The following is a 21,892-nucleotide window of genomic DNA, read 5'->3' as shown; positions in this document are numbered from 1 at the left end:
AATGGTTTTTACTTATTTTAAAAAAAGAATAATCAGACCTTGCTTACAAGGTCTTCAAGTGCTGCTTTAGGATTAGCAGCTTTCACGATACCTGATGCCAGCAGAACGCCAACTGAACCAAGTTCAAGAGCTGCTGCAAGGTCTTCACCTTTTGAGATTCCTGCACCGCAGAGAACCTGTACTGCAGGGTTGATCCTCTTTACTGCATCAACTGAACCTGTGACTACTCCAGGGTCTGCTTTTGATACAGGGATGCCGGAGCCGATAAGCTCTGGCGGTTCTACTGCAACATAATCTGGACCGAGTGCTGCTGCTGCCGCTGAAGTTGCAACGTTGTTGGTGCAGACTATTGTTTTGAGAGCTGCGTTCTTTGCAGTTGTGATGGATGCATCGATGTTCGCAAGTGTGAGACGGCATTCGGAGTGGTTGATAAGGGTTCCAACTGCGCCTGCGTCTTTGATGGACTGGACGAATGCATGTCCTGTAAAGCTGCCTGCTCCGACCGGATCAAGACTCTGTGAGTAGACCGGCAGGTCAACCTGTGATGCAACGCGGTATATATCACAGAACTGTGGTGCAACACCAATTTCAATTCCGCTGTCATCTGCAACTTCTTTACATGCCTGTGCAACCTTTACGGCGCCTTCGCCTGTGCCCTCAAGGTATGTTTTGAGGTTAAGGACAATTAGTGTAGAACTCAATTAAATCTCTCCAATGATCATATGAATATCAGTATGCGCATCTTGTACGCAGCAATAGAGATGTAACTCCAACTATAAATATAAACGTGGGAGAATCTTGGGAGAAACGTAGGGAATAGTGAGAAGAGGTGAAAAGTGAGACTAAAAGTTAAGAAAAAAGAAGATAAGAGTGTGGAAATCCCACACGCTTAGAAGTCGGTCATAACTCTGAACTGGTCGATCTCAGGGTTGTTAAGACCTTCAATGAATTTCTCTGCGACCTGCCTTACATCCTTTGCGTTGGTGATAGCTCTTCCAACTACAAGGACATCTGCGCCTGCCTTAAGTGCAGCTGGCATAGTGTCGATACGTACACCACCAGCGACTGCCACCAGGATCTTTGGTGAGAGTGCCTTGATGTCGTCGATGTTGCCCCATGCGTGCTCTGTTTCCTCGATGTCAATTCCACGGTGGAGTTCAACTACATCAGGAAGTACATCGAGCTGCTTGAGTACTGCTACTGGGTCGTCACAGTTGAGTGTGTCCATGATAGCATAGATACCTGTCTTGTGAGCTTCCTCGATCGCCTTGTTAAGGGTTGCTACTGGTGCGAGTGCGGAGACAACAATTGCGTCTGCAGTTGCGTCAGCTACCATACGTGCCTCGAGGTTTCCTGTGTCCAGGGTCTTAAGGTCAGCAACTATGAATGCATCAGGACGGATCTCTCTGAGCTTGCTGATCACGTCAACACCATAGCGTTTGATAAGAGGTGTACCTGCTTCAAGAATAACGTGGTCGCTCTTAGGGATCTGCTTAACGATGTTCTGGATAACAGGAAGGTTTGGATTGTCAAGTGCAACCTGAAGGTATGGTGGGTTCCAGAGTCTGGATACCTTGAATCCCATGATAGCGTGACCCATTCTGTCCTTCTCCTTGAGTACTGTGTCAATGTCAGGGAAGCCATCTACTGCGCGCTTTACTGCCAATTTTGTAGCTCCGTAGTTGTATCTGTAGATCCTGTTGTAGTCAGTTGCCTCAGGGTGGATAAAGACACTTGCAACAACAACGATATCCTCAACATCGAGGTCACCGAATGCGCCTTCTTCAAGAGCATCTGCAACAGCCTTTGCAACAGCAGCCTGTGCAGGACCGAATATCTGGGATGCCTGGTCCATGTTCTTTACTGTTACCTTTGGCACGATAAGTGTTGCAGGTTTTGTTGGAAGGTTTGGACGGACAACTGAAAGCAGAGGTGTATGACCTGCTGAAAGCTGTGTTAATCCGTTTGCGAATGCCTGACCTACAGGACCGTCTTTGTTTCCGATCATAAGGTCAACGTGTGCGAGTTCTGGTGCCTCGCCGATTAATGCTTCTCCGATTAGTAACATGATTCTCACTCGTATAGATAGTGGATAAATAACTCATCCGTAGTTCGTAATTGCCTATAGTTTCTTAATTAAGCAATTATACTATTTATAACTATGAAATTTATCGACTCTCGTGCAAACCAGCGCTTTATATATTAGAGTTATGGCATGGTTCACGAGATTTCTGCTTTATATAGAATATATCAATAAATACTTTGTTGAAACTCCCATTTTTAGTTTGATGATGGTCAGATGATCTTAGGACAGATGTCATCCATAATACACTCATTACATTTTGGACCCACCGGCCTGCATACATTCTGTCCGAACAGCACCATGAGTCCGTTAATGTCCTTCCAGTCCTCTTTTGAGAGTACCTTCTCAAGCTCTTTCTCGGTCTCATCCGGCTCCGAGGTCTCAACCAGACCCATACGATTGGAGATCCTATGTACATGAGTATCCACTGCGATAACATCCTGCTCGAAACCATAACCAAGCACACAGTTAGCAGTCTTTCGACCAACTCCGGGAAGTTTCAGAAGTTCATCCATACTATCTGGAACAACTCCATCGTAGTCCTGTAGAATGATACGGGAAATATCAAGTATACGCTGCGCCTTCACCCTGTAGAAGCCCACATTCCTGATAAGCTCCTGTAACTCATCAACATCTGCTTGCGCCATTTCCTCAACCGTGCCGAACACACTGAAAAGTTTCTGGCTCGTTGGAATTGTCACATCATCACGTGTGCGCTGGGACAGCACAGTGGAGATCAGAAGATAGAAAGGGTCCTTATTGATGTGGAAATATCCACCAGGATACAATTCCCTGAGGCGTGCGACTACATCTTCGGCATACATGGAGTAATGATCGGACTCGAAATATAAAGTCCTTTTCAGAACTCCTGCCCCTACATTTATTTGATATTTGTCAAAATTTATTAATAATACATACTTCTTTCTTAAATTATGCATTCAAAGAAAATATTTTACATAGCCATGCTGATATTACTTGTCACAGCAGCAAGTGCACTCCTGCAAAGCGGAAAAGAGACTTCATACGACAATGAGATCAACCATATATCACATTCAACGGTCGCAACAAAAACAAACTCAATAGCATCGTTCTTTGAGATAGCATCTGCAGATGAAATGAGTGAGGATACAGAACTTACCGTATATAACCAGAATATTGCTCTTGTAAAAGATAAAAGGAACATAGACCTTAGAACAGGGATAAACCTGGTCGAGTTCGTGGATGTCGCTTCAGGCATAGATGCCACATCCGTAACTTTCGAGGATACCGAGAACCCGGATACTTTTGTCATTGAACAGAACTACCAGTATGACCTGGTCAGTAGCAGCAAGCTTCTGGACAAATACCTGGATGAAGAGATAATAGTCACCGATATGGAAGGGATAACATATAGCGGAAAACTGCTCAGCCATTCAGAGAACATTGTCCTCAAGACCAATGATGGAATTGTTACCCTCTCTGAAGTATCAAAGATAGAATATCCGGATGCTGCCGGACTACTCACAAAACCGACCCTCGTGTGGCAAGTATACTCTTCTGTTGACGGGGAAAGGGACGTACTCACCACCTATCTTACAGATGGTATCAACTGGAAAGCAAACTACATTGTCAAAATAAATGAAGATGACACAGAAGCAAACCTGGACGGATGGGTCACTGTTGACAATAAGGCCGGAACGACTTTTGAAAATGCAAAATTGAAACTGGTTGCAGGAGATATAAATCAGGTCAGCCAAGCATCCTACAAGATATATGATGGATATGAATCCATGGAAGTTGAAACTTTTGCAGGTTTCTTTGCAGACCTGTCGGTAGCTGAGGAATCTCTTTTTGATTATCACCTGTACACACTGGAAAGAACCACGACACTGAATAACAATGAAGTAAAGCAAATAGCTCTGCTGTCATCTGATGAGATACCGGTAAAGAAGAAATATCTGTATGAGAACGAAGATAAGATCAAAGTTATACTTGAGATCAACAATTCAGAAGAGAACGATCTTGGTACACCCCTTCCAAAAGGAGTTGTCAGGGTATACAAATCAGATTCTCAGGGGCAACTTCAATTCCTGGGAGAAGATGAAATAGATCACACACCAAAAGATGAAGAAGTTGAGATACTGGTAGGAAATGCATTTGATATCACCGGAGACAGAAGACAGAGCTATTACAAAAGAACAGGAGATACCTCGGAGAAAAGAACTTTTGTTATTGAACTGAAGAATCACAAGGAAGAAAGCGTAGAGATCAATGTGATAGAAACTTTCAGAGGAGATTGGGAAATTCTGAGTTCATCAGATAGCTTCACCGAAATTGACTCATCAACCATTGAATTTAAGGTCAAAGTACCAGCAGACGGTGAGAAAAAGATAACATACTCCGTGGAAACAGAATATTAAAGCGGTTTATGACCTGAATATAGGGAACCTGACATGAACCGTGGTTCCCTTACCTTCATCGCTCTCAACCCATATCTCCCCATTGTGTATCTCGGCTATGGTCTTACTGACATATAGTCCAAGGCCGCTTCCACCATACCTTCTGGACATGGAACCATCCACCTGATAGAAACGCCTGAAGATATTGGGAAGTTCATGTTTGGGTATTCCTATCCCGGAGTCAGTTACGGTTATATGGACCTTATCATCTTCAGAAAAAGCGCTTATAAGGACCTCAGAGCCAGACTGGCTGAATTTGATCGCATTGTCTATAATTGCCCTGAACAGGTAAGGCATATACTCTACATCACCTTTTATCAAAGGCAGATCATCCTCAATGTCGATCAGAAGGATAAGTGCCTTATCCTGTGACTGGAACTTGAAATAATCGATGACTTTGTTAAGGCTGTCCACCACCCTGATCGGATCCAGCCTGTAATGGACCTTACCGGATTTTACAATGCTCATGTATATCAGCGAGTCCATGAGGAAGCTAAGATGATCATATTTATCCAGAACCGTCTTCATGGCATTCTTCTGCCTGGAGTTAAGTGGACCCAGCACCTCATCATGAACTAGCTCACTGTAACCTTTTATAGAGATAAGAGGGGTCTTGAGCTCATGGCTCAGGTTAGAGATGAACTCATCCTTCATCCGGTCAAGGGATTTGAGTTCCTCATTCTTTTTAGCCAATTCTTCAGTATAATGATCGATCTCTTCTTCAGCCCTCTTCCTCTCCGAAATGTCACGGGAAACGCCAAGGAAGAACTGGAAGTTGCCTTCATCATCATATACAGGATTGGCAACTGTTTCGGTCCACACACGATGACCGTCCTTGTGATACTGCTCTATCTCAAATTTCTCAGAATAATTACCAGCTCCTGCTTCCAATTTCTCGTAGAAACGAGCTATTGCCCCTATTACCGTGTTCTTGTGTTCAGGAGGGAATATCTCATCGAATGTCTGTTCGGCAACTTCATCAGGAGTATAGCCACGTAGCTTGAAAACAGAAGGACTGGTATAGTTGAACCTGCCACTTTTATCTAGTGTCCATATCACATCATTGGCATTCTCGGCCAGCAGGCGGAACTTCTGTTCACTTTCCTTTAACACCTTCTCTGAGTTCTTGCGTTCGCTTACATCCCTTACATTGCTCAGAAGAGCGCTAATACCATTGTATTCGATCACCCTGACACCCATTTCAACAGGTATAAGGGTCCCATCCTTTTTCATGTAGGTGATCTCAAAGCGGTTGCATTTATCGTCCATCACATCTGCAACCTTTTCATCACATGTGCCATAGCTAGCAGGTGCCACGAGGTCATGTCTGGACATCTTGAGCAATTCATCCTCTTTATACCCAAGCATATCAAATGCAACTGAATTAACATCGATTATATTGCAGTCGGTATCAAAAATGATGATCGCATCAGCAGCATTCTCAAAAAGTATCCTGAACTTCTCTTCCGAAGCCTTCAGACGCATGGTAGCCATTCTTTCTTCGGTCACATCTGATCCGGAACTAAGGGTCCCTATGATATTGCCATCACTGTCCCTCATATAGGCATTGTTCCAGTGGATTATCCGTTTCTCACCATTCTTGGTAAGAACACTGTTCTCGAAGACAGACACCTCATCAATATTGCCCTTTACGACATTGCTGAATACAGATGATACACCATCCCGGTCCTCCGGAGGAACAATATCTCTGACCCAGTTCTTGCCGATGAGTTCTGATTCCTCATAACCAAGTACATGGCAGCACTTCTTATTTGCAAGTTTGACCGTTCCATCGCTATCGAAGGCAACGATCATACAACCGGATATATCAAGATAATCCTGTGCACGGTCCCTTTCGGATATTAGTTCATCATAAAGTTCCTTGCTATTCAAAAGTGTCTTCACACGAGTTATAACCTCGATCCGGTCAATGGGTTTAACAAGGAATTCATCAGCTCCTGCTTCAAGTCCCATTATCCGGTCATCCCTGGAAGAAAGAGCCGTGATCATTACTACCTGGATGAATTGTGTTGAACGTGATGATTTTATCCTGCGGCACACTTCATAACCGTCGATCCCAGGCATCATTATATCAAGAAGAACAAGATCCACTTCCTCCATGCCTATGATAGAAAGAGCATCTTCTCCACTATAGGCCTTGAGGATCTTATAGTCCTTTGATAGAAATGTCTCTAGAAGCTTGACATTGAGGGGATCATCATCAACTATCAATATTGAATGTGCAGGTTTTTTTTCCATGGTTAGATTAACCTTGTATATGATACGAGTAAACTATTGGTAAGATATAGAGGTCATACCGTATTAGTAGGGTACACCGGTAGAGGGAGACCGTTGCACATCAAATATACATCATATTAATATATAAATTTATGAGCACATTAACAAGATCAATTGAAGAACAGTTTTGAACAAGAGACTTAAAAATGATAGAACTTTTCACAGGATTCATAGAGGAACATGCATTTACAGGCCTGTTCATAGCAAGTTTTCTGGCCTCCACTATATTTCCACTTGGTTCAGAGGCCTTTGTTATATTGCTTATAAGCAAAGGTTTTGACCCCCTGTCCATAATCATGGTAGCGTCCATTGGCAATTATCTGGGAGCCTGTACTACATATTATATTGGGATACGAGGACGCACCGATGTGATCGAAAGATATTTCTCAATATCAAAAGAGCAACTTGAGAGAACAGATAGATTGTTCTCAAAATATGGTGCATTCCTCCTGATATTCACATGGTTACCTCTAATAGGCGATGCCATTGCAGCAACAGGAGGAGTTCTTAAGCTGGATTTCAAAATATTCTCATTTTATGTGTTCATTGGAAAACTTGCAAGATATGTTACAATCACATATATTACAATGAGTACAATGGTATTTTTTTAGTAACGATGTTATCAGATTTCTATTTTTAATTCATAATTGTTCAAACAATTAAAGCAAGAAGGAAAAATTATATATACCCTACACGAGCATATAAATAAATATATATTACCAAAGATAGCTAAACCTTTTTTAAAGGGATGAAAATGGCACAACTAGAAATCGATGAAAAGACACTAAAGAAAAACTCTTTGCTCATACCTGCCGCAGTTATCCTTGGAACTCTGCTGGCAATCATCGCATATACGTATCTGCCGCCTACAACTGCGCTAATAAGTATATTCGTAGGAACTATCGTTGTAGCATTGATAACCTATGTTGTACTAAAAAAAAAGTACAACCAATGACACAGTAGAAAGAGCAACTACAGATACACAGATCCAGTAGCCAATTCTATCCTATCCTTTAAAGGCTGTTGGCCTAGCTTGTCATGGCGTTGCAACTTCACCCGGCAGAGATCGGGTGTTGCAATATCCCCCATCTTAAAAGGCCTGTGTATTACATAACTAATTAATTTATTCTTCAGCCGTTCTTTCCAGATCCAGTCCCAAAGGCATTGAGAAATAGAATGTGCTACCCTCGCCAACCTTGCTATCAACCCATATTCTTCCATCATGAAGTTCAACGAACTTCTTTACAAGAGCAAGACCAAGACCTGTTCCTGCATACTCATCAGCAACATAGGACCTTAGTTGTTCAAATGGATGGAAAAGTTTGTCCTGATCCTCTTTAGAGAGACCAATTCCCGTATCCTTTACACTTACCACCAGGAAATTATCCGAACATTGTGCCTTAATAAGTACAGAACCTTTCTCAGGAGTGAACTTGATAGCATTACTTGCAAGGTTGTAGAGGATCTGCTTGAACTTTGTTCTGTCCGCGTTTACAGAAACAACGTCTGCATCGACATCTACCCCGATATTGATACGTTTATTCCTGGCTAAAGGAGACAACAACGTCTGAACCTCATTGACCGCAACACCAGCATGGAAAACCTCATATTGGAGTTCCATTTTTCCTGCTTCGACCTTTGACAGGTCCAACACATCATTGATAAGTTTCAATAAATGCTTTCCAGCATCTGCAATATGTTTTACATATCCAGCTTGCTTTTCCTCAAGACTCCCAAATGTTTCATCGAGAAGAACATCTGAGAAACCTATAACAGATGTAAGTGGAGTACGAAGTTCATGGCTCATAGTGGCCAGGAACTCATCCTTGCTCCTGTTAGCAGCTTCTGCGAGCATCTTTGCATGGAGCAGAGAATCTTCGGCCTTCTTGCGTTCAGTAATGTCCTCAATAGTACCTATGACCATATTCTTCTCATTACTATATTCCGCAACAACATGGACATCACGAATAGCCCCATCATTCGCTCTTTTTATCTTGAACTGAACATCATAGGTTGCATCATCCTCGATAAGAGCTCGCATGGACTCATTAAGATATGAGCGATATTCCGGCAATGCTATAGACTGTACTTCAGAAATTAAATAGCGTCCACCATCCAGACCATACCCATAGATTATCCTTGCCTCTTCTGAAGCATCTGCATCACCATTTTTAAGATCAAAGCTCCAGCTTCCAATATGCCCTATCTTTTGTGCGGTCCTCAATTGCATTTCCCTTGTCATCAATTCATCTTCGGCCTTCTTACGGTCCGTGATGTCATGAATTACCGAATATAGAAGATCTCTCGAATTGGCAATAACCGGGCTGCTGTACACTTCCACATCACGGACATTACCATCTGCAAGTCTATGTTTAAAAAGGAAATAATTCCTCTTTTCACTTACCGCATTCTGCATCTCATCTGATATCTTTTCAACGGAAAGAGTGTTGATCTCATGAATTTTCATACGAGTGATCACTTCCAGTGGCCAGCCATAGAAATCACAAGCTGCAACATTTGCATCGATTATATCAAAATTCACAGGATCGATCACAAGCATGATCGCTTTATTGTCTTTGAAAAGAGAATGATATAGGTCACCTTTGCCCGAAAAGAAACAGTCAGAACTTTCTGGATCAGGAGTGTTCTCCAGGATAAATACGAAGAAAGGTTCGGGATGGTCCACATATGTTGAACTCACCTTCATTTCAAGGAGGGCACCATCCTTTGTACGATGAACTACATCAAAACACCCTTTCTTTTGAGATATGATATCAAGAAGACCGTTGTCTTTTTTTTCTAAAAGAGTACCATCATCGAGATCTGATAAGGACATGCACAGAAGTTCTTCCCTGGAGTATCCGCTTGCCATGCTATATGCACCGTTTACGTCCAGAATTTTCCCATGGAGAGAGATACGGAGATAACCATTGACAAAGGAAGCATTACTGCCTGCATGAGCACTGGCATCTATGACCGGTCCGCAAGATGCATCTGACAGCATGTGCTCACCTGATACATCATCATACATGGACATATCATCAAGATAACTGGAATTATTACGAATTTCTTCCACCTACGCCATCAACCCCTGCACCCTTACTCCAATACACAATTTCAGCCTTCGGCTATTCCGAAAGGATAAAACGGCCAATAGAAAGACCACAGTATCATTAAATACTCCGAATATATTTTCCCCATTGTTAATGGTACATGATCATAATAAAGTGTTTCTGTCTGCACAGATCAAAGTGTTTCTGTTTGCACATATAATTATTTAGTGTCGTAAAAATAGTAGACCAAGATAAAAAAAGAGATGCATAAGACCAAAAAAATAAGCAAAAAAGAAGAGGAACCGATGATCAGTCCTCTATACTAAAATGCCATTGACACCCATCTGAGGTATTGTCATGTGCCTTTGGCATGAAGTCATCCTTGTAATGAGGAAGGTCTGCACTTACATATTTTGGAAAAACAAGAGAGATCTCTTTCTGGTAAGTGTTTCCATCGGGGTTTAAACTGACCCTGAACAACATTTCAGGCCTGCTCCCATACTTTACAAGATCCGTGCTACTCATATCATTCACTCCTATTAATTTACCTCTATTCTGTATTCGTCACGAATTTACAAACCCACCCCATATACAATATCAGGGAGGTGGGGTTGAAACCGCTCCAAACTCACCATACCATACATGCACAATAACACATATAAACTAATTGGTTTACAATAATATGCATTAATGCTAACATTGGCTTCCGGTATTTATTGCATGCCAAACAAATATATCAGATCAGAAAGACCTACAACCATGACCCTTCTATCAAGGAACGAGCTCAAAGCACTGATCAACAGTGAAACACCACTTGTAGAGAATACGATCGATACAGAGACACAACTACAGCCCAACAGCGTTGAACTCACCCTCAAAGGCATTGAGATGTATGACAGTGCAGGTGCAGTTGATTTTGATAACAGTGAAAGAGAGACTCCATCAACTGAACCAATAGAGTTCGATGACAACGGATGGGCACACCTTGACCAGGGAGTATACAAGATCACGTTCAATGAGATCGTCAACATCCCACTGGACCTTGCTGCCATAGCAAGACCAAGATCCACATTACTTAGATGCGGAGCGAACATAGGGACCGCCGTATGGGACTCAGGATACAGGGGAAGAAGCGAATCAATGCTTGTAGTACACAACCCTCACGGATTCAGACTTAAAAAAGATGCACGTGTCATGCAATTATTGTTCTTTGACCTTCACAGCGAGCTTACAGAAGGTTACTGTGGCAAATACCAGCATGAGAATCTGTGACACAGTGACCCGTTCACGTTAGGATTATCTACAATAAAAGCAATGATGCGAACATGAGTGAAATTGGCAAATCTGTCAGGATGGAAAGGATCTTCGACCGTACCACAGGTAATGCAATTATCATACCAATGGACCATGGGGTCGGAGCAGGACCGATAAAAGGAATTATAGACCTCCCAACTGCCGTTAACAAAGTTGCAGATGGCGGCGCGAATGCAGTTCTCGGACATATGGGACTTCCAAAGCACGGCCACCGTGGATACGGAAGGGATGTAGGACTCATCATTCACCTCTCAGCTTCAACATCACTTGGACCTGATCCAAACCACAAAGTTATCGTCACAGATATCGAAGAGGCTATCAAGGTCGGTGCAGATGCAGTATCTATCCACGTGAACGTGGGTGCAGATGATGAGGCAGAAATGCTTCAGGATATGGGATATGTAGCACGCAAGTGTGATGAATGGGGCATGCCACTTCTTGCTATGATGTACCCAAGAGGTCCAAAGGTCACTTCCGAACACGATGTTGAATATGTAAAGCACGCAGCAAGGATCGGTGCAGAGCTTGGTGCAGATATTGTTAAGACGAATTACACAGGTGACATTGACACTTTCAAAGAAGTAGTTGCAGGATGTCCAGTACCAGTTGTTATCGCAGGTGGTCCAAGAATGGACACTGAGAGAGAGCTCCTTGAAATGATCCATGATTCACTTGAAGCAGGTGGAAAAGGCGTAGCAATTGGAAGGAATGTATTCCAGTCAGACGACCCTACAAAGCTAGTCTCACACATCTCAAAGATCGCACACAAGGGAATGACTGCAGAAGAAGCACTCAATTCAGACTAATATTATATATAGAATAGATCTCCAGTGGAAATTAGGGGGTTTTGTCTAAACCCCACACACTCTTTTTTTTAAGTATACTATGTGAATATGAACAAAAGGCTGAATAGCTACGGCAATGGAATAATAGAGGTTTACCTGATCGGCCATTGATATTTATAGAAAAAGAATTCGATAGGAAGAGCAAGGTCAGTGTTGAAATGACCAATTGAATCATATAAGATGGTGGTACGATATGATATGATTTGATTGAGATTCGACCTTGCTCAACATACAAAATGTATGAACATGGATATAACCATAATGAAAGTGTTTCTCTCAAACAACTACATATATTGGCATTTTATGAACATGTGATGATAGAAGTACTTTCGTTACTATTAAATGTAATGGGCATATCGATGGATTCATAAAAATTCGTATATTCAGAGGATCATCTATGGATAAATATGAACAAGTTATAGAACTGGCCAAACGCCGGGGATTCTTATGGAACTCTTTTGAGCTTTATGGAGGTACCGCAGGATTTTACGATTACGGACCTCTCGGAAGTACATTGAAACGCAGAATAGAGCAGATCTGGCGTGAGACCTATGTCGTCCAGGAAGGTTACATGGAGATAGAGGCACCTACCATAGGGATAGAAGAGGTTTTCGTGGCATCAGGTCACGTAGGTGGTTTCTCAGATCCGCTCTGTGAATGTAAGAACTGTGGTGAAGCTTTCAGGGCAGATCACCTCGTAGAAAAATACGTAGCAATAGCAGATACTCTTAGTGACGAAGAACTTGACAGGGTCATCAAAGAGAACGAAGTGAAGTGCCCCGAATGTGAAGGCGACCTCGGAGAGACCTATGAGTTCAACCTCATGTTCAAGACTAACATCGGACCGGGAACAGGCAGACAGGGATACATGCGTCCTGAGACCGCACAGGGAATGTTCGTGGACTTCCTCAGACTTGCACGTTTCTATCGTGAAAAGCTTCCATTCGGTGCAACCCAGATAGGTAAATCATACCGTAATGAGATCTCACCAAGACAGGGTGTTATCAGACTCAGAGAGTTCACCCAGGCAGAGGCTGAGATATTCATCGACCCGAATGACAAGAAGCATGCAAACTTCAGCAGGTTCGCTGATACTGTGGTCAACCTCTACTCGGATGAGGCACAGGAAAGGCAAGAGATCGAGCAGATGACCCTTGGTGAAGCGGTCGAGAAAGGCACCATTGCCCATGAGTTCCTGGCATACCAGATAGGACTCACGAACCACTTCCTCCAGCGTGTTGGGATTGCAGCTGACAAACTAAGATTCAGACAGCACATGAAGGATGAGATGGCACACTACGCGATCGATTGCTGGGATGCTGAGATCGAGACAGACAGGTTCGGCTGGGTCGAGGTTGTCGGTATCGCAGACAGGACAGACTATGACCTGAAAGCACATGCAAGTGTCAGCAAGACCGAGCTCTCCATCTACAGAGAATACAGCGAGCCTAAGATGGTCACACAGTTCGTGGTCAAACCAAATATGGGCAAGCTTGGACCACTGTTCAAGGGCAAGGCAAAAGCGGTTGCAGATGCATTGAAGGCACTTGGACAGGAAGAACTTGAACAGGAGAACATCACAGTCACTGTTGATGGTGAAGAGTTCACAGTTCCGGGAGAGATAGTAGAGTTTGCAGAAGAGACCGTGAAGATCAGCGGTGAGAACATCATACCTCACGTTATCGAGCCATCATACGGTATCGACAGGATATTCTACTCAACAATGGAACATGCCTTTGAAGAGGAAATGGTCACCGGAAAGGAAGAATCTGATGAGGAAGATGCAAGGATAGTCATGAGACTCAGAAAGGAGGTAGCACCAGTACAGGTAGCGATCCTTCCACTTCTCACAAGAGAAGAACTCATCAACCCTGCGAGGAGCATCGAGGCCCAGTTAAAGCAGAAAGGCCTGCTGGTGTCCTATGATGATTCAGGTACCATCGGAAGAAGATACAGAAGGAACGATGAGATAGGAACACCATATTCCGTTACCATCGACTACGATACACTTGAGGACAACACCGTCACCATAAGGGACAGGGACAGCATGAAACAGATCCGCGCCCCAATGGATGGCATCGCAGACCTGCTCCATGAGCTTATCTACATGAACAGGGATTTTGAGAGTGCTGGAAAAGCACTCTGATCTCTTTTTTTAAATAATACTTTCACCCTGCTTAGCTCAGGTTTAAAAGTCTGAAGGGTGTATATATGGCAAACTAAGAGCCATAGACATGCCGGAATTCATAAAACACCCATTGATAAAAGCAGATTCCGTTGAGCAGAGGCTATATCAACTTGACCTGGCAGGCAAAGCACTTGACACATCTACTTTAGTAGTACTGCCCACGGGACTTGGCAAGACCATCATCTCGCTTCTTGTAATGGCATCAAGGCTGGAGAAATACGGCGGCAAGGTCATGGTACTCTCACCAACCAAACCACTGGTTGAACAACACGCTTCTTTTTTTAGAAATGTATTCAACCTCCCTGAAGAGGAGGTACTCACGTTCACAGGCAGCATCAGTCCAGATAAAAGGGCAGAGATGTGGAAACAAGGAAAAGTGATAGTTTCCACCCCGCAGGTGATCGAGAACGATATACTAACAAAGAGGATCAGCCTTGAGGACGTTACCCACATAACCTTTGATGAATCTCACAGGGCAGTTGGAAATTATGCTTACACCTACATTGCAGAGAAGTATTTTGAAACTGCAAAGAATCCCCTGTGTCTGGGAATTACCGCAAGTCCCGGGAGTTCCGATGAAAAGATAGCAGAAGTATGCCAGTCGCTACACATTGAATCGGTTGCTGTGAAAACTGAGTCTGACAAAGATGTGATACCATATATCCACAAGAAGGAGATCGAATGGAAGCGCATCACCCTGCCTGATGGGATGAAAGAGATAAAGGACCTTCTTAACAAGGTCCTTGAAGACAGATACAAGAAGCTCACAGAGCTTGGTTATCCCATCTACAACCAGAGATATGTCTCAAAAAAGGACCTTCTGGGATTACAGGCAAAGCTTCAGGGAGAATTGAGAGGTGGCATCCCGGAACCTTCTGTTTACAGCGCCATATCCATTCTTGCAGAGATAATGAAAGTAAATCATGCAGTAGAGATAACAGAGACACAGGGTATCGAGTCGCTGCGCATGTATATGGAAAGGCTGGACAATGAGGCATATTCCAAAAGTGGTAGTAAAGCATCAAAGCGTCTTGCTGAGGACCTATACATCAGACAGGTCGTCAGACGCCTGAAGGACTGTGATATTGAGCACCCTAAACTGGAATACGTGAAGAAGATAGTTCTTGGAGAGCTTGACGGAAAGCCGCATTCAAGGGTCATCGTATTCGCAAACTATCGTGACACGGCCGAGATGATCACAAACGAGCTTGCAGAGGTTGAAGGCATAAGACCGATACGTTTTGTTGGCCAGGCATCTAAATACAAGGATAAGGGGCTCACACAAAAACAGCAGGTAGAGATCATCGAGCAGTTCAAGGCTGGAGACTACAATGTACTTGTAGCAACCTCAGTTGCAGAAGAGGGACTGGATATCCCGTCAACTGACCTCGTTCTTTTCTACGAGCCGATCCCTTCTGAGATAAGAAGTATCCAGAGAAAAGGCAGGACAGGAAGAAAACACGAAGGTCGCGTGGTGGTGCTTGTAACAAAAGACACCCGTGATGAAGCCTATTACTGGAGCAGCCTTTCAAGAGAAAGGAAGATGCAGAGCAATATGAAAGAGCTTCAGGCATCCATGCCGGCGGTTAAGAACAATTCCATTACAGAGGAATTCGTATCTGAAACATCTGGTGAGGAACAAAAAAAGCTGTTCGAGTATGGCAACGATAGTGACAAGATAAGCATCGTTGTCGACCAGAGAGAGATACGCAGTTCAGTTGCCCGGAACCTTGACAGGAATGGAGCAGATATCATCGTTAAGACACTGGAGGTGGGAGATTACATCCTCAGTGACCGTATCGCCGTTGAAAGGAAAGAGACCCAGGACTTTGTGAGCTCACTCATCGAACAGAAACTTTTCGAACAGATATCGAACCTCTCCCGAGCCTATGAAAAACCTGTGCTGATAATTGAAGGAGAAAGCCTGTTCAATTGCAGAGGCATGAGCCCTAATGCCATTCATGGTGCAATATCCTCGATAGCCATTGATTTTGGAGTATCCATATTCTACACCCGTGATGCAGAGGACACAGCCTCCCTGTTGATGCAGATAGCTAAGAGGGAACAGGTGGATGAGAAGAGAGAGATAAATATGCATGGGCGAAAGGCTGCGCCAATGTTACCGCAACAACAGGAATACATCGTCTCTTCGATATCAGATATCGGTCCAAAGGCAGCACGCAATCTGCTACTACATTTCGGCTCTGTTGAAAATGTCATGAAAGCCAGCTACGAGGAACTGCTCGAGGTCGACAATATAGGCCCTAAGACAGCAGCGAAAATAAGAGAGATAGTTGGTAGCGAATACAAGAATTGAATATGAGAATTGTGGAGTGGATGTTCCCATCCACACCCGACCTATTGCCTCATTTTAGCAATTATATCCATGCTGCGATCGATAAGGTCCAGATACTCATCGACCCTTCGGGGATCGGTCTCAGCCTGCATCTCACGAGCCATGCTTGTCATCTTGCTGATAATAAGGGACTCGAGCTCTGAAAGTGAACCCTGGACCAATGGTCTGTCAGGAACTGTTGCGGGAGTTGCCCTGACAGGTGAAGGAACGGTTCCAGGACTTGCCGCAACTGGCACTTCTTTTTCTTTTGCAGGAGAACGTTCATCCACAGAAGATCTGGATGGAACTGCAGGAGAAGCTGCCTGAGCAGGAGAACGAGGGTCTCTAATATCTTCACAAACAGGGCATAGTACACGACCCTGATAGCGGAAGAGTGGAGCACCACAATTGCCACAATGTTGTGCAAGCATAGTGCCACCGATCTCAAGCATTTTAGATATCTTCTTTATAGTATCATCATCTGTATTTGACATATTATCTCCTTTTTCTCAAAAGCTATATACCAATGAAAGTCTTTTTATAGAATATAATTATTTAGGAATAAATTGAGCAACCCTATTTTGATTTTAAGCTTATCAAGGTGATCCTACATGTCAAATTTTGAACAAGTCATTGAAGAATGCAAACAGAAATTGGAATATATCGCAAACGATAATTCAGTACCTAGGAATATAAGGCGTTCTGCAAATGAAATCCTGGAAACATTAAGCAAAAAGGATGAACCACTCTTCCTGAGAACATCATCCAGCATATCCATTCTTGAAGATATCAGTAACGACCCTAACATCCCTGTCCACACAAGGACACTCATATGGGATGTTGCAAGCCAGCTCGAGACCATCCCGGTCGATGAGTAAAGAGCCGAACAAATACATTTTGTTCGTTCTTTAACCTTTTTTTACATACAACATTTACAGAATCTCATTTTTACATACCTTCACGTTTTAGCTATGCTTTTGAAAAACTGTTTATACAAAGCGGCAAATGAACTAAAGGATTGCAATGATCAATAACATATCCTGTGGTATCAAGAACAACTTCGAACAAAAAGACAAAGCCAGAGAAGGAGCTCTGGCAATATCCAGAGATGTTGTACGCAACTGCAGAGCAGCGATGTACAGGATACACAACAGAGACCCTGTCAAAGCACTCCAGATGATAGGAGAAGCAGGAGAAATGCTCCAGAGGATCGATGAACTGCTCCAGGGTCATCCTGACGTATATTTCTCAGGGTTCCTGGAACATGCGCAGCAGGAATATGTTGAGTGCATAGTAGTGCATCACATACTTAATGCAGAGGATGGAGCAATATTACCCGGCCCTGAAGTGTTGAAGGTCAGCGATATAGCATACCTGAACGGACTTGGTGATGTCAGCGGAGAGCTCAGAAGACATACACTGGACCTCATCAGAAAAGGCGTCCCGGAGGAAGGAGAAACATACCTCCAGTTGATGGAAGAGATCCATAACTGCCTTATGATGTTCGACTATCCCGATGCTATGACACACGGACTCAGGCACAAGACCGATGTGACAAGGTCGATCATTGAGAAGACCCGGGGAGACCTTACCAATGCCATACGTCAGCAACAGCTGGAAAAGGCTATGAAAGAGTTCGAAGAACGGATCAATTAGTTCACTTAGCGACATTAACATTGGAATTTACAATATTTCTTACTAATAATACGAGGAAAATACATGAAATTCGATCCTGATGATATTAAAAAAGCAGCGAATGAGGATTTTGATGCTGCATGGAACAAGGGAAAGGACTACATCAGTGAGACAAAACTGAATGACCAGTACCCACACATGACCATCAAATATGGTAAGCCACACCCTGTTTATGACACCATATCCAAGCTCCGTGACGCATACATGAGAATGGGATTCGAGGAAATGATGAACCCGCTCATAGTTGATGAGAGAGAGGTTCACAAGCAGTTCGGCCATGAGGCACTGGCGGTCCTTGACAGATGTTTCTATCTTGCAGGCCTCCCACGTCCTAACGTAGGCATCTCTGACGAACGTATTGCCAACATAAGGGAAATACTCGGTGATATCGATGATGAGGCAATAGAGACCATCAGGAAGGTCCTTCACGCATACAAGAAGGGAGATGTTGAAGGAGATGACCTCGTACAGGAGATCGCTGCAGGAATAGGAATATCAGACTCACTCATCGTTGAGATGATCGATCAGGTCTTCCCTGAGTTCAAAGAACTCATTCCACAGGCGATCAAGAAAACCCTGCGAAGCCACATGACATCAGGCTGGTTCATCAGTCTTGCATCAGTTATCGAGCGTGCTGAACCACCTTTCAATTTCTTCTCCATTGACCGCTGTTTCAGAAGAGAACAGGACGAGGATGCTGCACGTCTTATGACATACTACTCAGCATCATGTGTGATCATGGATGAGAATGTGACCGTAGACCACGGAATGGCAGTGGCTCAGGGATTATTATCACAGTTCGGTTTTGAGAAGTTCATGTTCAGACCGGATGACAAGCGCAGCAAGTACTACGTGCCTGATACACAGATAGAGGTATTTGCCTACCACCCTAACCTTGTGGGCTCCAATACGAAATACTCCGATGGCTGGATAGAGATAGCGACCTTTGGAATATACTCACCTACAGCACTTTCACAGTACGAGATACCATATCCTGTGATGAATCTCGGACTTGGCGTTGAAAGGCTCGCAATGATCCTCCACGACGCAACAGATATCCGCTCACTGACATATCCACAGATCGCACAGTACTCCGAGTGGAAGATGACCGATAATGAGCTTGCAAAGAATGTACGGGTAGCAAATGTTCCGGAGACCGCAGAAGGCATGGATATCGTAAAGGCGATCACCGCAATATGCGAAGAGCATTCAGCAACCCCAAGCCCATGCGAGTTCCCTGCATGGGAAGGAACGATCAACGGAAAAGTCGTAAAGGTATCAGTTATCGAACCTGAGGAAGAGACAAAGCTCTGTGGACCTGCCGTGTTCAACGAAGTAGTTGCATACGAGAATGATATACTTGGAGTACCTGACAACAAGAAATGGAAGAAAGTTCTTGAGAACCACTCTGCAAGAACTGGTGTCAGATTCCTTGATGCATTCGCCTGCCAGGCAGCAAAGGACATAGAAGATGCTGTTACAAACGGAGAGAGCGAAGTTGAGATAAGAGTAAGGATCGTGAAGGTCCCTTCAGAGATCAACATCCGCCTTGAACCACTTGCACAGCGTTTTATCACAAGCAACAAGAAGAAGATAGACATCCGTGGACCGGTCTTCACCACAGTGAGAGCAACTATTGAATAAGAGCGGGCCGGACCACCGGTTCGACCCCTCTTCACATACACCGGAGGGATTGTGATCCCTCCGGAACAAGGCCATCCAAAAGCTCAGTATTGAGGATGGCTTTGGTGTGAAGATACTTGATCTGTTTTTTGAGAGCTTGGCACAAGCCTGATATTATAACATTCTATCATTGAGATATTGACCACCACACACCAGCAGGAAATGAAATGATGAACTCACACAGATACCCCAATATCGAAGCGCTGATGGATGAAGGCGAGCCTGTATGCATCACACTGTGCCAGGATGAAGGTAAAACCTCAGATAGTCTCTACTGTGAGCTGATACATCTGGCAAGACATGGTGATTCTTTCCTTATAGAGGACCAGAGGTGCAGACCTGGAAAATTCGTTCTTGGTGTCAGTGAGAACAGTCCTGCAGACTACTATCTGAAGTCCAACAGATACATGGACAAGGAAACAGCAGAGAGAGCTGTGAGCTCACTTCCAAGGATACAGAGAGAATACAGGTCATTGAAGATAGAACCTCTTGGAATGAACAATGAGAAGTTCGATGTGCTCTTACTTTACCTCAAGCCTGAAAGTGCCATGAAGATAATACAGGCATATGCGTATCATCACGGAGAAGGGATAACATCAAGGTCCATTGGTGCAGCATCAATATGCGGAGATTGTACTGCAAGACCTCTCCATGAAGGCATAGGAATATCCTATGGATGCAAAGGTTCGAGAAAACATAGCGGATATGCCAATGGAGAAGTACCCATAGGTATTGGCTTCGAATTGTTAAAAGAAATAGAAGAGGGACTGAACAATATCCCTGCAACATTCGATTGAGAACTATAATTACCGTGCGTGATAGAGTGGGATCTCTTCGGCTTCCACCGTTGTGACCTCACCAATAGTATTGTTCAGCACTTTACGTACTCGAGCAACACATTTCGGGTCGAGCTGCAACCTGAGAGTTGTTGTCTCACGTTCCTCATAGTAAAGCTCATTGCTCTGCATCATACGATGAGTTGACACCTGATGCCTGAGTACCTTTGTAATTATACCCATGCTACCGCCAGTGACATCTTCAGGACTAGTATGGGTCAGAAATAACATATCACCAACATTCAGGCGTAGAGCTGCGAAAAAATTATGAGGGCTGCGGATCTCGATCGTCAAGAGCTTGCTCTGCCTCAATTCTGAGACGACACGTTCAGATATTCCTGTCAAAGCAACATATTCCACGTTAATCACCCATACATTGGGAACTCTTTCCTTGCCCCGGTTGGCTGTTCTGTTGTCCTTACATCTTCTGCAAGCCTCTGCATCTCAACCTCGATCTTCTCAGCCTGCTCAATGAGACCTTCAGTGTTGATGCCATATTCATAGAGAAGATTAAGTACATCGATCACCACTGCTGCAGCTCTTGGATCAGGATTCTGGCTCATGGTGGAACCAAGAAGACTTATTGCAGGCATCTCACGTACAAGACATTCTCCCATTATGCTGCCGGATATACCGGAAATGGTACCCATCTGGAAAAGCTCTACCTTATCCTTGATCCTCTCAAGCATGTCCATGTTGGTTGCAGCACCAAATACCTTGTTCTCCTCGCTCATGGTCGCAATGCCTGCCAGAGAGACGATCTCTTTGGCATTGATGGATTTCGCCCATGTCAGAAGGGCTTTGCTTATATCGTAAGCTACCACCGGATTGATAGGAATGTCCGAAACCACCATCACCATTTTGTGCTCTGTACTTTCGTAGATACGCACAGGCATGTTTATGAGCCCTTCATAGAGAACTGCAATTGGAGGAAAGTGCCGTGAGTCAATGGAACCTATATATTCCATTTTCAATTCATCGATTATCTGCTGGCTTGCAATGTTACCCACCAGACCTATTCCAGGAAAACCCTCGATCAATACTGGATTTTCGGATTGTACCTCTGTTGTAATGATCTTTACATTGTTATCATCATAATCTGTTTCAGCCAAACGATCACCTCA

At 43.8% G+C, this 21,892-nt stretch carries 20 protein-coding genes; 11 read left to right on the top strand and 9 right to left on the bottom strand.

What is annotated here, in order from left to right; translation table 11 throughout:
- Positions 1-32: 32 nt before the first annotated feature.
- The 3 genes from tpiA to BM008_RS11290 form a co-directional block, all read right to left on the bottom strand.
- Entirely contained in the window at positions 33-701 is a 669-nt protein-coding gene (gene tpiA, locus BM008_RS11300) for a triose-phosphate isomerase (RefSeq protein WP_091937071.1), read from the bottom strand.
- 188 nt (positions 702-889) lie between these two features.
- Positions 890-2,068, bottom strand: a complete 1,179-nt coding sequence (locus BM008_RS11295) for a bifunctional 5,6,7,8-tetrahydromethanopterin hydro-lyase/3-hexulose-6-phosphate synthase (RefSeq protein WP_091937069.1) — start codon at positions 2,066-2,068, stop codon at positions 890-892.
- Between the two features lie 227 nt (positions 2,069-2,295).
- On the bottom strand, positions 2,296-2,907 hold the full coding sequence (locus BM008_RS11290; RefSeq protein ID WP_091937067.1) for an endonuclease III domain-containing protein: 612 nt from the start codon (positions 2,905-2,907) through the stop codon (positions 2,296-2,298).
- 108 nt (positions 2,908-3,015) lie between these two features.
- Here BM008_RS11290 and BM008_RS11285 point away from each other — a divergent pair, with 108 nt between their 5' ends.
- On the top strand, positions 3,016-4,482 hold the full coding sequence (locus BM008_RS11285) for a DUF4139 domain-containing protein (RefSeq protein ID WP_091937065.1): 1,467 nt from the start codon (positions 3,016-3,018) through the stop codon (positions 4,480-4,482).
- Positions 4,483-4,488: 6 nt separating this feature from the next.
- Here the strand turns inward: BM008_RS11285 and BM008_RS11280 are convergent, their stop codons facing one another.
- Positions 4,489-6,780, bottom strand: coding sequence for a PAS domain S-box protein (locus BM008_RS11280; RefSeq protein WP_091937063.1), 2,292 nt, complete (start codon positions 6,778-6,780; stop codon positions 4,489-4,491).
- Between the two features lie 185 nt (positions 6,781-6,965).
- On the opposite strand from BM008_RS11280, the gene BM008_RS11275 reads away from it, so the two are divergent.
- Positions 6,966-7,430 carry a YqaA family protein gene (locus BM008_RS11275; protein ID WP_091937061.1) on the top strand — a complete coding sequence of 155 codons (465 nt, stop codon included), beginning with the start codon at positions 6,966-6,968 and terminating at the stop codon, positions 7,428-7,430.
- A gap of 143 nt (positions 7,431-7,573) precedes the next feature.
- Positions 7,574-7,774 carry a hypothetical protein gene (locus BM008_RS11270; RefSeq protein WP_091937059.1) on the top strand — a complete coding sequence of 67 codons (201 nt, stop codon included), beginning with the start codon at positions 7,574-7,576 and terminating at the stop codon, positions 7,772-7,774.
- 168 nt (positions 7,775-7,942) lie between these two features.
- On the opposite strand, the gene BM008_RS11265 is transcribed toward BM008_RS11270, so the two are convergent.
- Both BM008_RS11265 and BM008_RS11260 read right to left on the bottom strand, forming a co-directional pair.
- Positions 7,943-9,895: a PAS domain-containing sensor histidine kinase gene (locus BM008_RS11265; protein ID WP_143072344.1), complete on the bottom strand. Its 1,953-nt coding sequence runs from the start codon at positions 9,893-9,895 to the stop codon at positions 7,943-7,945.
- Positions 9,896-10,181: 286 nt separating this feature from the next.
- Complete coding sequence (locus BM008_RS11260) at positions 10,182-10,397, bottom strand: hypothetical protein (protein WP_091937055.1); 216 nt, start codon at positions 10,395-10,397, stop codon at positions 10,182-10,184.
- A 234-nt stretch (positions 10,398-10,631) separates the two neighbouring features.
- Here BM008_RS11260 and BM008_RS11255 point away from each other — a divergent pair, with 234 nt between their 5' ends.
- The 4 genes from BM008_RS11255 to BM008_RS11240 all read left to right on the top strand — a co-directional run bounded on the left by BM008_RS11255 (position 10,632) and on the right by BM008_RS11240 (position 16,536).
- Entirely contained in the window at positions 10,632-11,144 is a 513-nt protein-coding gene (locus tag BM008_RS11255; protein ID WP_091937421.1) for a deoxyuridine 5'-triphosphate nucleotidohydrolase, read from the top strand.
- 53 nt (positions 11,145-11,197) lie between these two features.
- Complete coding sequence (locus tag BM008_RS11250) at positions 11,198-11,992, top strand: 2-amino-3,7-dideoxy-D-threo-hept-6-ulosonate synthase (RefSeq protein WP_091937053.1); 795 nt, start codon at positions 11,198-11,200, stop codon at positions 11,990-11,992.
- A gap of 436 nt (positions 11,993-12,428) precedes the next feature.
- Positions 12,429-14,177 (top strand): glycine--tRNA ligase, encoded by a 1,749-nt coding sequence (glyS, locus tag BM008_RS11245; protein WP_091937051.1) that lies wholly within the window; start codon positions 12,429-12,431, stop codon positions 14,175-14,177.
- 88 nt (positions 14,178-14,265) lie between these two features.
- Positions 14,266-16,536: a DEAD/DEAH box helicase gene (locus BM008_RS11240; protein ID WP_091937049.1), complete on the top strand. Its 2,271-nt coding sequence runs from the start codon at positions 14,266-14,268 to the stop codon at positions 16,534-16,536.
- Positions 16,537-16,577: 41 nt separating this feature from the next.
- On the opposite strand, the gene BM008_RS11235 is transcribed toward BM008_RS11240, so the two are convergent.
- Positions 16,578-17,048 (bottom strand): Sjogren's syndrome/scleroderma autoantigen 1 family protein, encoded by a 471-nt coding sequence (locus BM008_RS11235; protein ID WP_091937047.1) that lies wholly within the window; start codon positions 17,046-17,048, stop codon positions 16,578-16,580.
- Positions 17,049-17,165: 117 nt separating this feature from the next.
- Here BM008_RS11235 and BM008_RS11230 point away from each other — a divergent pair, with 117 nt between their 5' ends.
- From BM008_RS11230 to BM008_RS11215, 4 genes are all read left to right on the top strand, one after another.
- On the top strand, positions 17,166-17,432 hold the full coding sequence (locus tag BM008_RS11230) for a stationary phase-response protein (protein ID WP_091937045.1): 267 nt from the start codon (positions 17,166-17,168) through the stop codon (positions 17,430-17,432).
- Positions 17,433-17,577: 145 nt separating this feature from the next.
- On the top strand, positions 17,578-18,210 hold the full coding sequence (locus BM008_RS11225) for a translin family protein (RefSeq protein WP_091937043.1): 633 nt from the start codon (positions 17,578-17,580) through the stop codon (positions 18,208-18,210).
- A gap of 63 nt (positions 18,211-18,273) precedes the next feature.
- Positions 18,274-19,893 (top strand): O-phosphoserine--tRNA ligase, encoded by a 1,620-nt coding sequence (gene sepS, locus BM008_RS11220; RefSeq protein WP_091937041.1) that lies wholly within the window; start codon positions 18,274-18,276, stop codon positions 19,891-19,893.
- Positions 19,894-20,099: 206 nt separating this feature from the next.
- Complete coding sequence (locus tag BM008_RS11215; RefSeq protein WP_342707575.1) at positions 20,100-20,729, top strand: DUF169 domain-containing protein; 630 nt, start codon at positions 20,100-20,102, stop codon at positions 20,727-20,729.
- A 9-nt stretch (positions 20,730-20,738) separates the two neighbouring features.
- Here BM008_RS11215 and BM008_RS11210 read toward each other — a convergent pair whose 3' ends face one another.
- Together BM008_RS11210 and BM008_RS11205 are read right to left on the bottom strand one after the other, a co-directional pair.
- Positions 20,739-21,128 (bottom strand): DUF473 domain-containing protein, encoded by a 390-nt coding sequence (locus tag BM008_RS11210; RefSeq protein WP_091937039.1) that lies wholly within the window; start codon positions 21,126-21,128, stop codon positions 20,739-20,741.
- 5 nt (positions 21,129-21,133) lie between these two features.
- Complete coding sequence (locus tag BM008_RS11205; RefSeq protein ID WP_091937037.1) at positions 21,134-21,880, bottom strand: proteasome assembly chaperone family protein; 747 nt, start codon at positions 21,878-21,880, stop codon at positions 21,134-21,136.
- Positions 21,881-21,892: the final 12 nt, after the last annotated feature.

Origin of the sequence: Methanolobus profundi, from assembly GCF_900114835.1 — an archaeon.
Lineage (GTDB): Archaea > Halobacteriota > Methanosarcinia > Methanosarcinales > Methanosarcinaceae > Methanolobus > Methanolobus profundi.
This window is presented reverse-complemented; position numbering and strand designations above follow the sequence as displayed.

What these genes read in the sequence shown, in the direction of transcription:
- BM008_RS11250 (WP_091937053.1), top strand. Translation starts at nt 11,198, where the DNA reads ATGAGTGAAATTGGCAAATCTGTCAGGATGGAAAGGATCTTCGACCGT.
- BM008_RS11290 (WP_091937067.1), bottom strand. Translation starts at nt 2,907, where the DNA reads ATGTATGCCGAAGATGTAGTCGCACGCCTCAGGGAATTGTATCCTGGT.
- BM008_RS11260 (WP_091937055.1), bottom strand. Translation starts at nt 10,397, where the DNA reads ATGAGTAGCACGGATCTTGTAAAGTATGGGAGCAGGCCTGAAATGTTG.
- BM008_RS11230 (WP_091937045.1), top strand. Translation starts at nt 17,166, where the DNA reads ATGTCAAATTTTGAACAAGTCATTGAAGAATGCAAACAGAAATTGGAA.
- sepS (WP_091937041.1), top strand. Translation starts at nt 18,274, where the DNA reads ATGAAATTCGATCCTGATGATATTAAAAAAGCAGCGAATGAGGATTTT.
- BM008_RS11255 (WP_091937421.1), top strand. Translation starts at nt 10,632, where the DNA reads ATGACCCTTCTATCAAGGAACGAGCTCAAAGCACTGATCAACAGTGAA.
- BM008_RS11215 (WP_342707575.1), top strand. Translation starts at nt 20,100, where the DNA reads ATGATGAACTCACACAGATACCCCAATATCGAAGCGCTGATGGATGAA.
- BM008_RS11295 (WP_091937069.1), bottom strand. Translation starts at nt 2,068, where the DNA reads ATGTTACTAATCGGAGAAGCATTAATCGGCGAGGCACCAGAACTCGCA.
- BM008_RS11275 (WP_091937061.1), top strand. Translation starts at nt 6,966, where the DNA reads ATGATAGAACTTTTCACAGGATTCATAGAGGAACATGCATTTACAGGC.
- BM008_RS11240 (WP_091937049.1), top strand. Translation starts at nt 14,266, where the DNA reads ATGCCGGAATTCATAAAACACCCATTGATAAAAGCAGATTCCGTTGAG.
- glyS (WP_091937051.1), top strand. Translation starts at nt 12,429, where the DNA reads ATGGATAAATATGAACAAGTTATAGAACTGGCCAAACGCCGGGGATTC.
- BM008_RS11285 (WP_091937065.1), top strand. Translation starts at nt 3,016, where the DNA reads ATGCATTCAAAGAAAATATTTTACATAGCCATGCTGATATTACTTGTC.
- BM008_RS11235 (WP_091937047.1), bottom strand. Translation starts at nt 17,048, where the DNA reads ATGTCAAATACAGATGATGATACTATAAAGAAGATATCTAAAATGCTT.
- BM008_RS11270 (WP_091937059.1), top strand. Translation starts at nt 7,574, where the DNA reads ATGGCACAACTAGAAATCGATGAAAAGACACTAAAGAAAAACTCTTTG.
- BM008_RS11225 (WP_091937043.1), top strand. Translation starts at nt 17,578, where the DNA reads ATGATCAATAACATATCCTGTGGTATCAAGAACAACTTCGAACAAAAA.
- BM008_RS11280 (WP_091937063.1), bottom strand. Translation starts at nt 6,780, where the DNA reads ATGGAAAAAAAACCTGCACATTCAATATTGATAGTTGATGATGATCCC.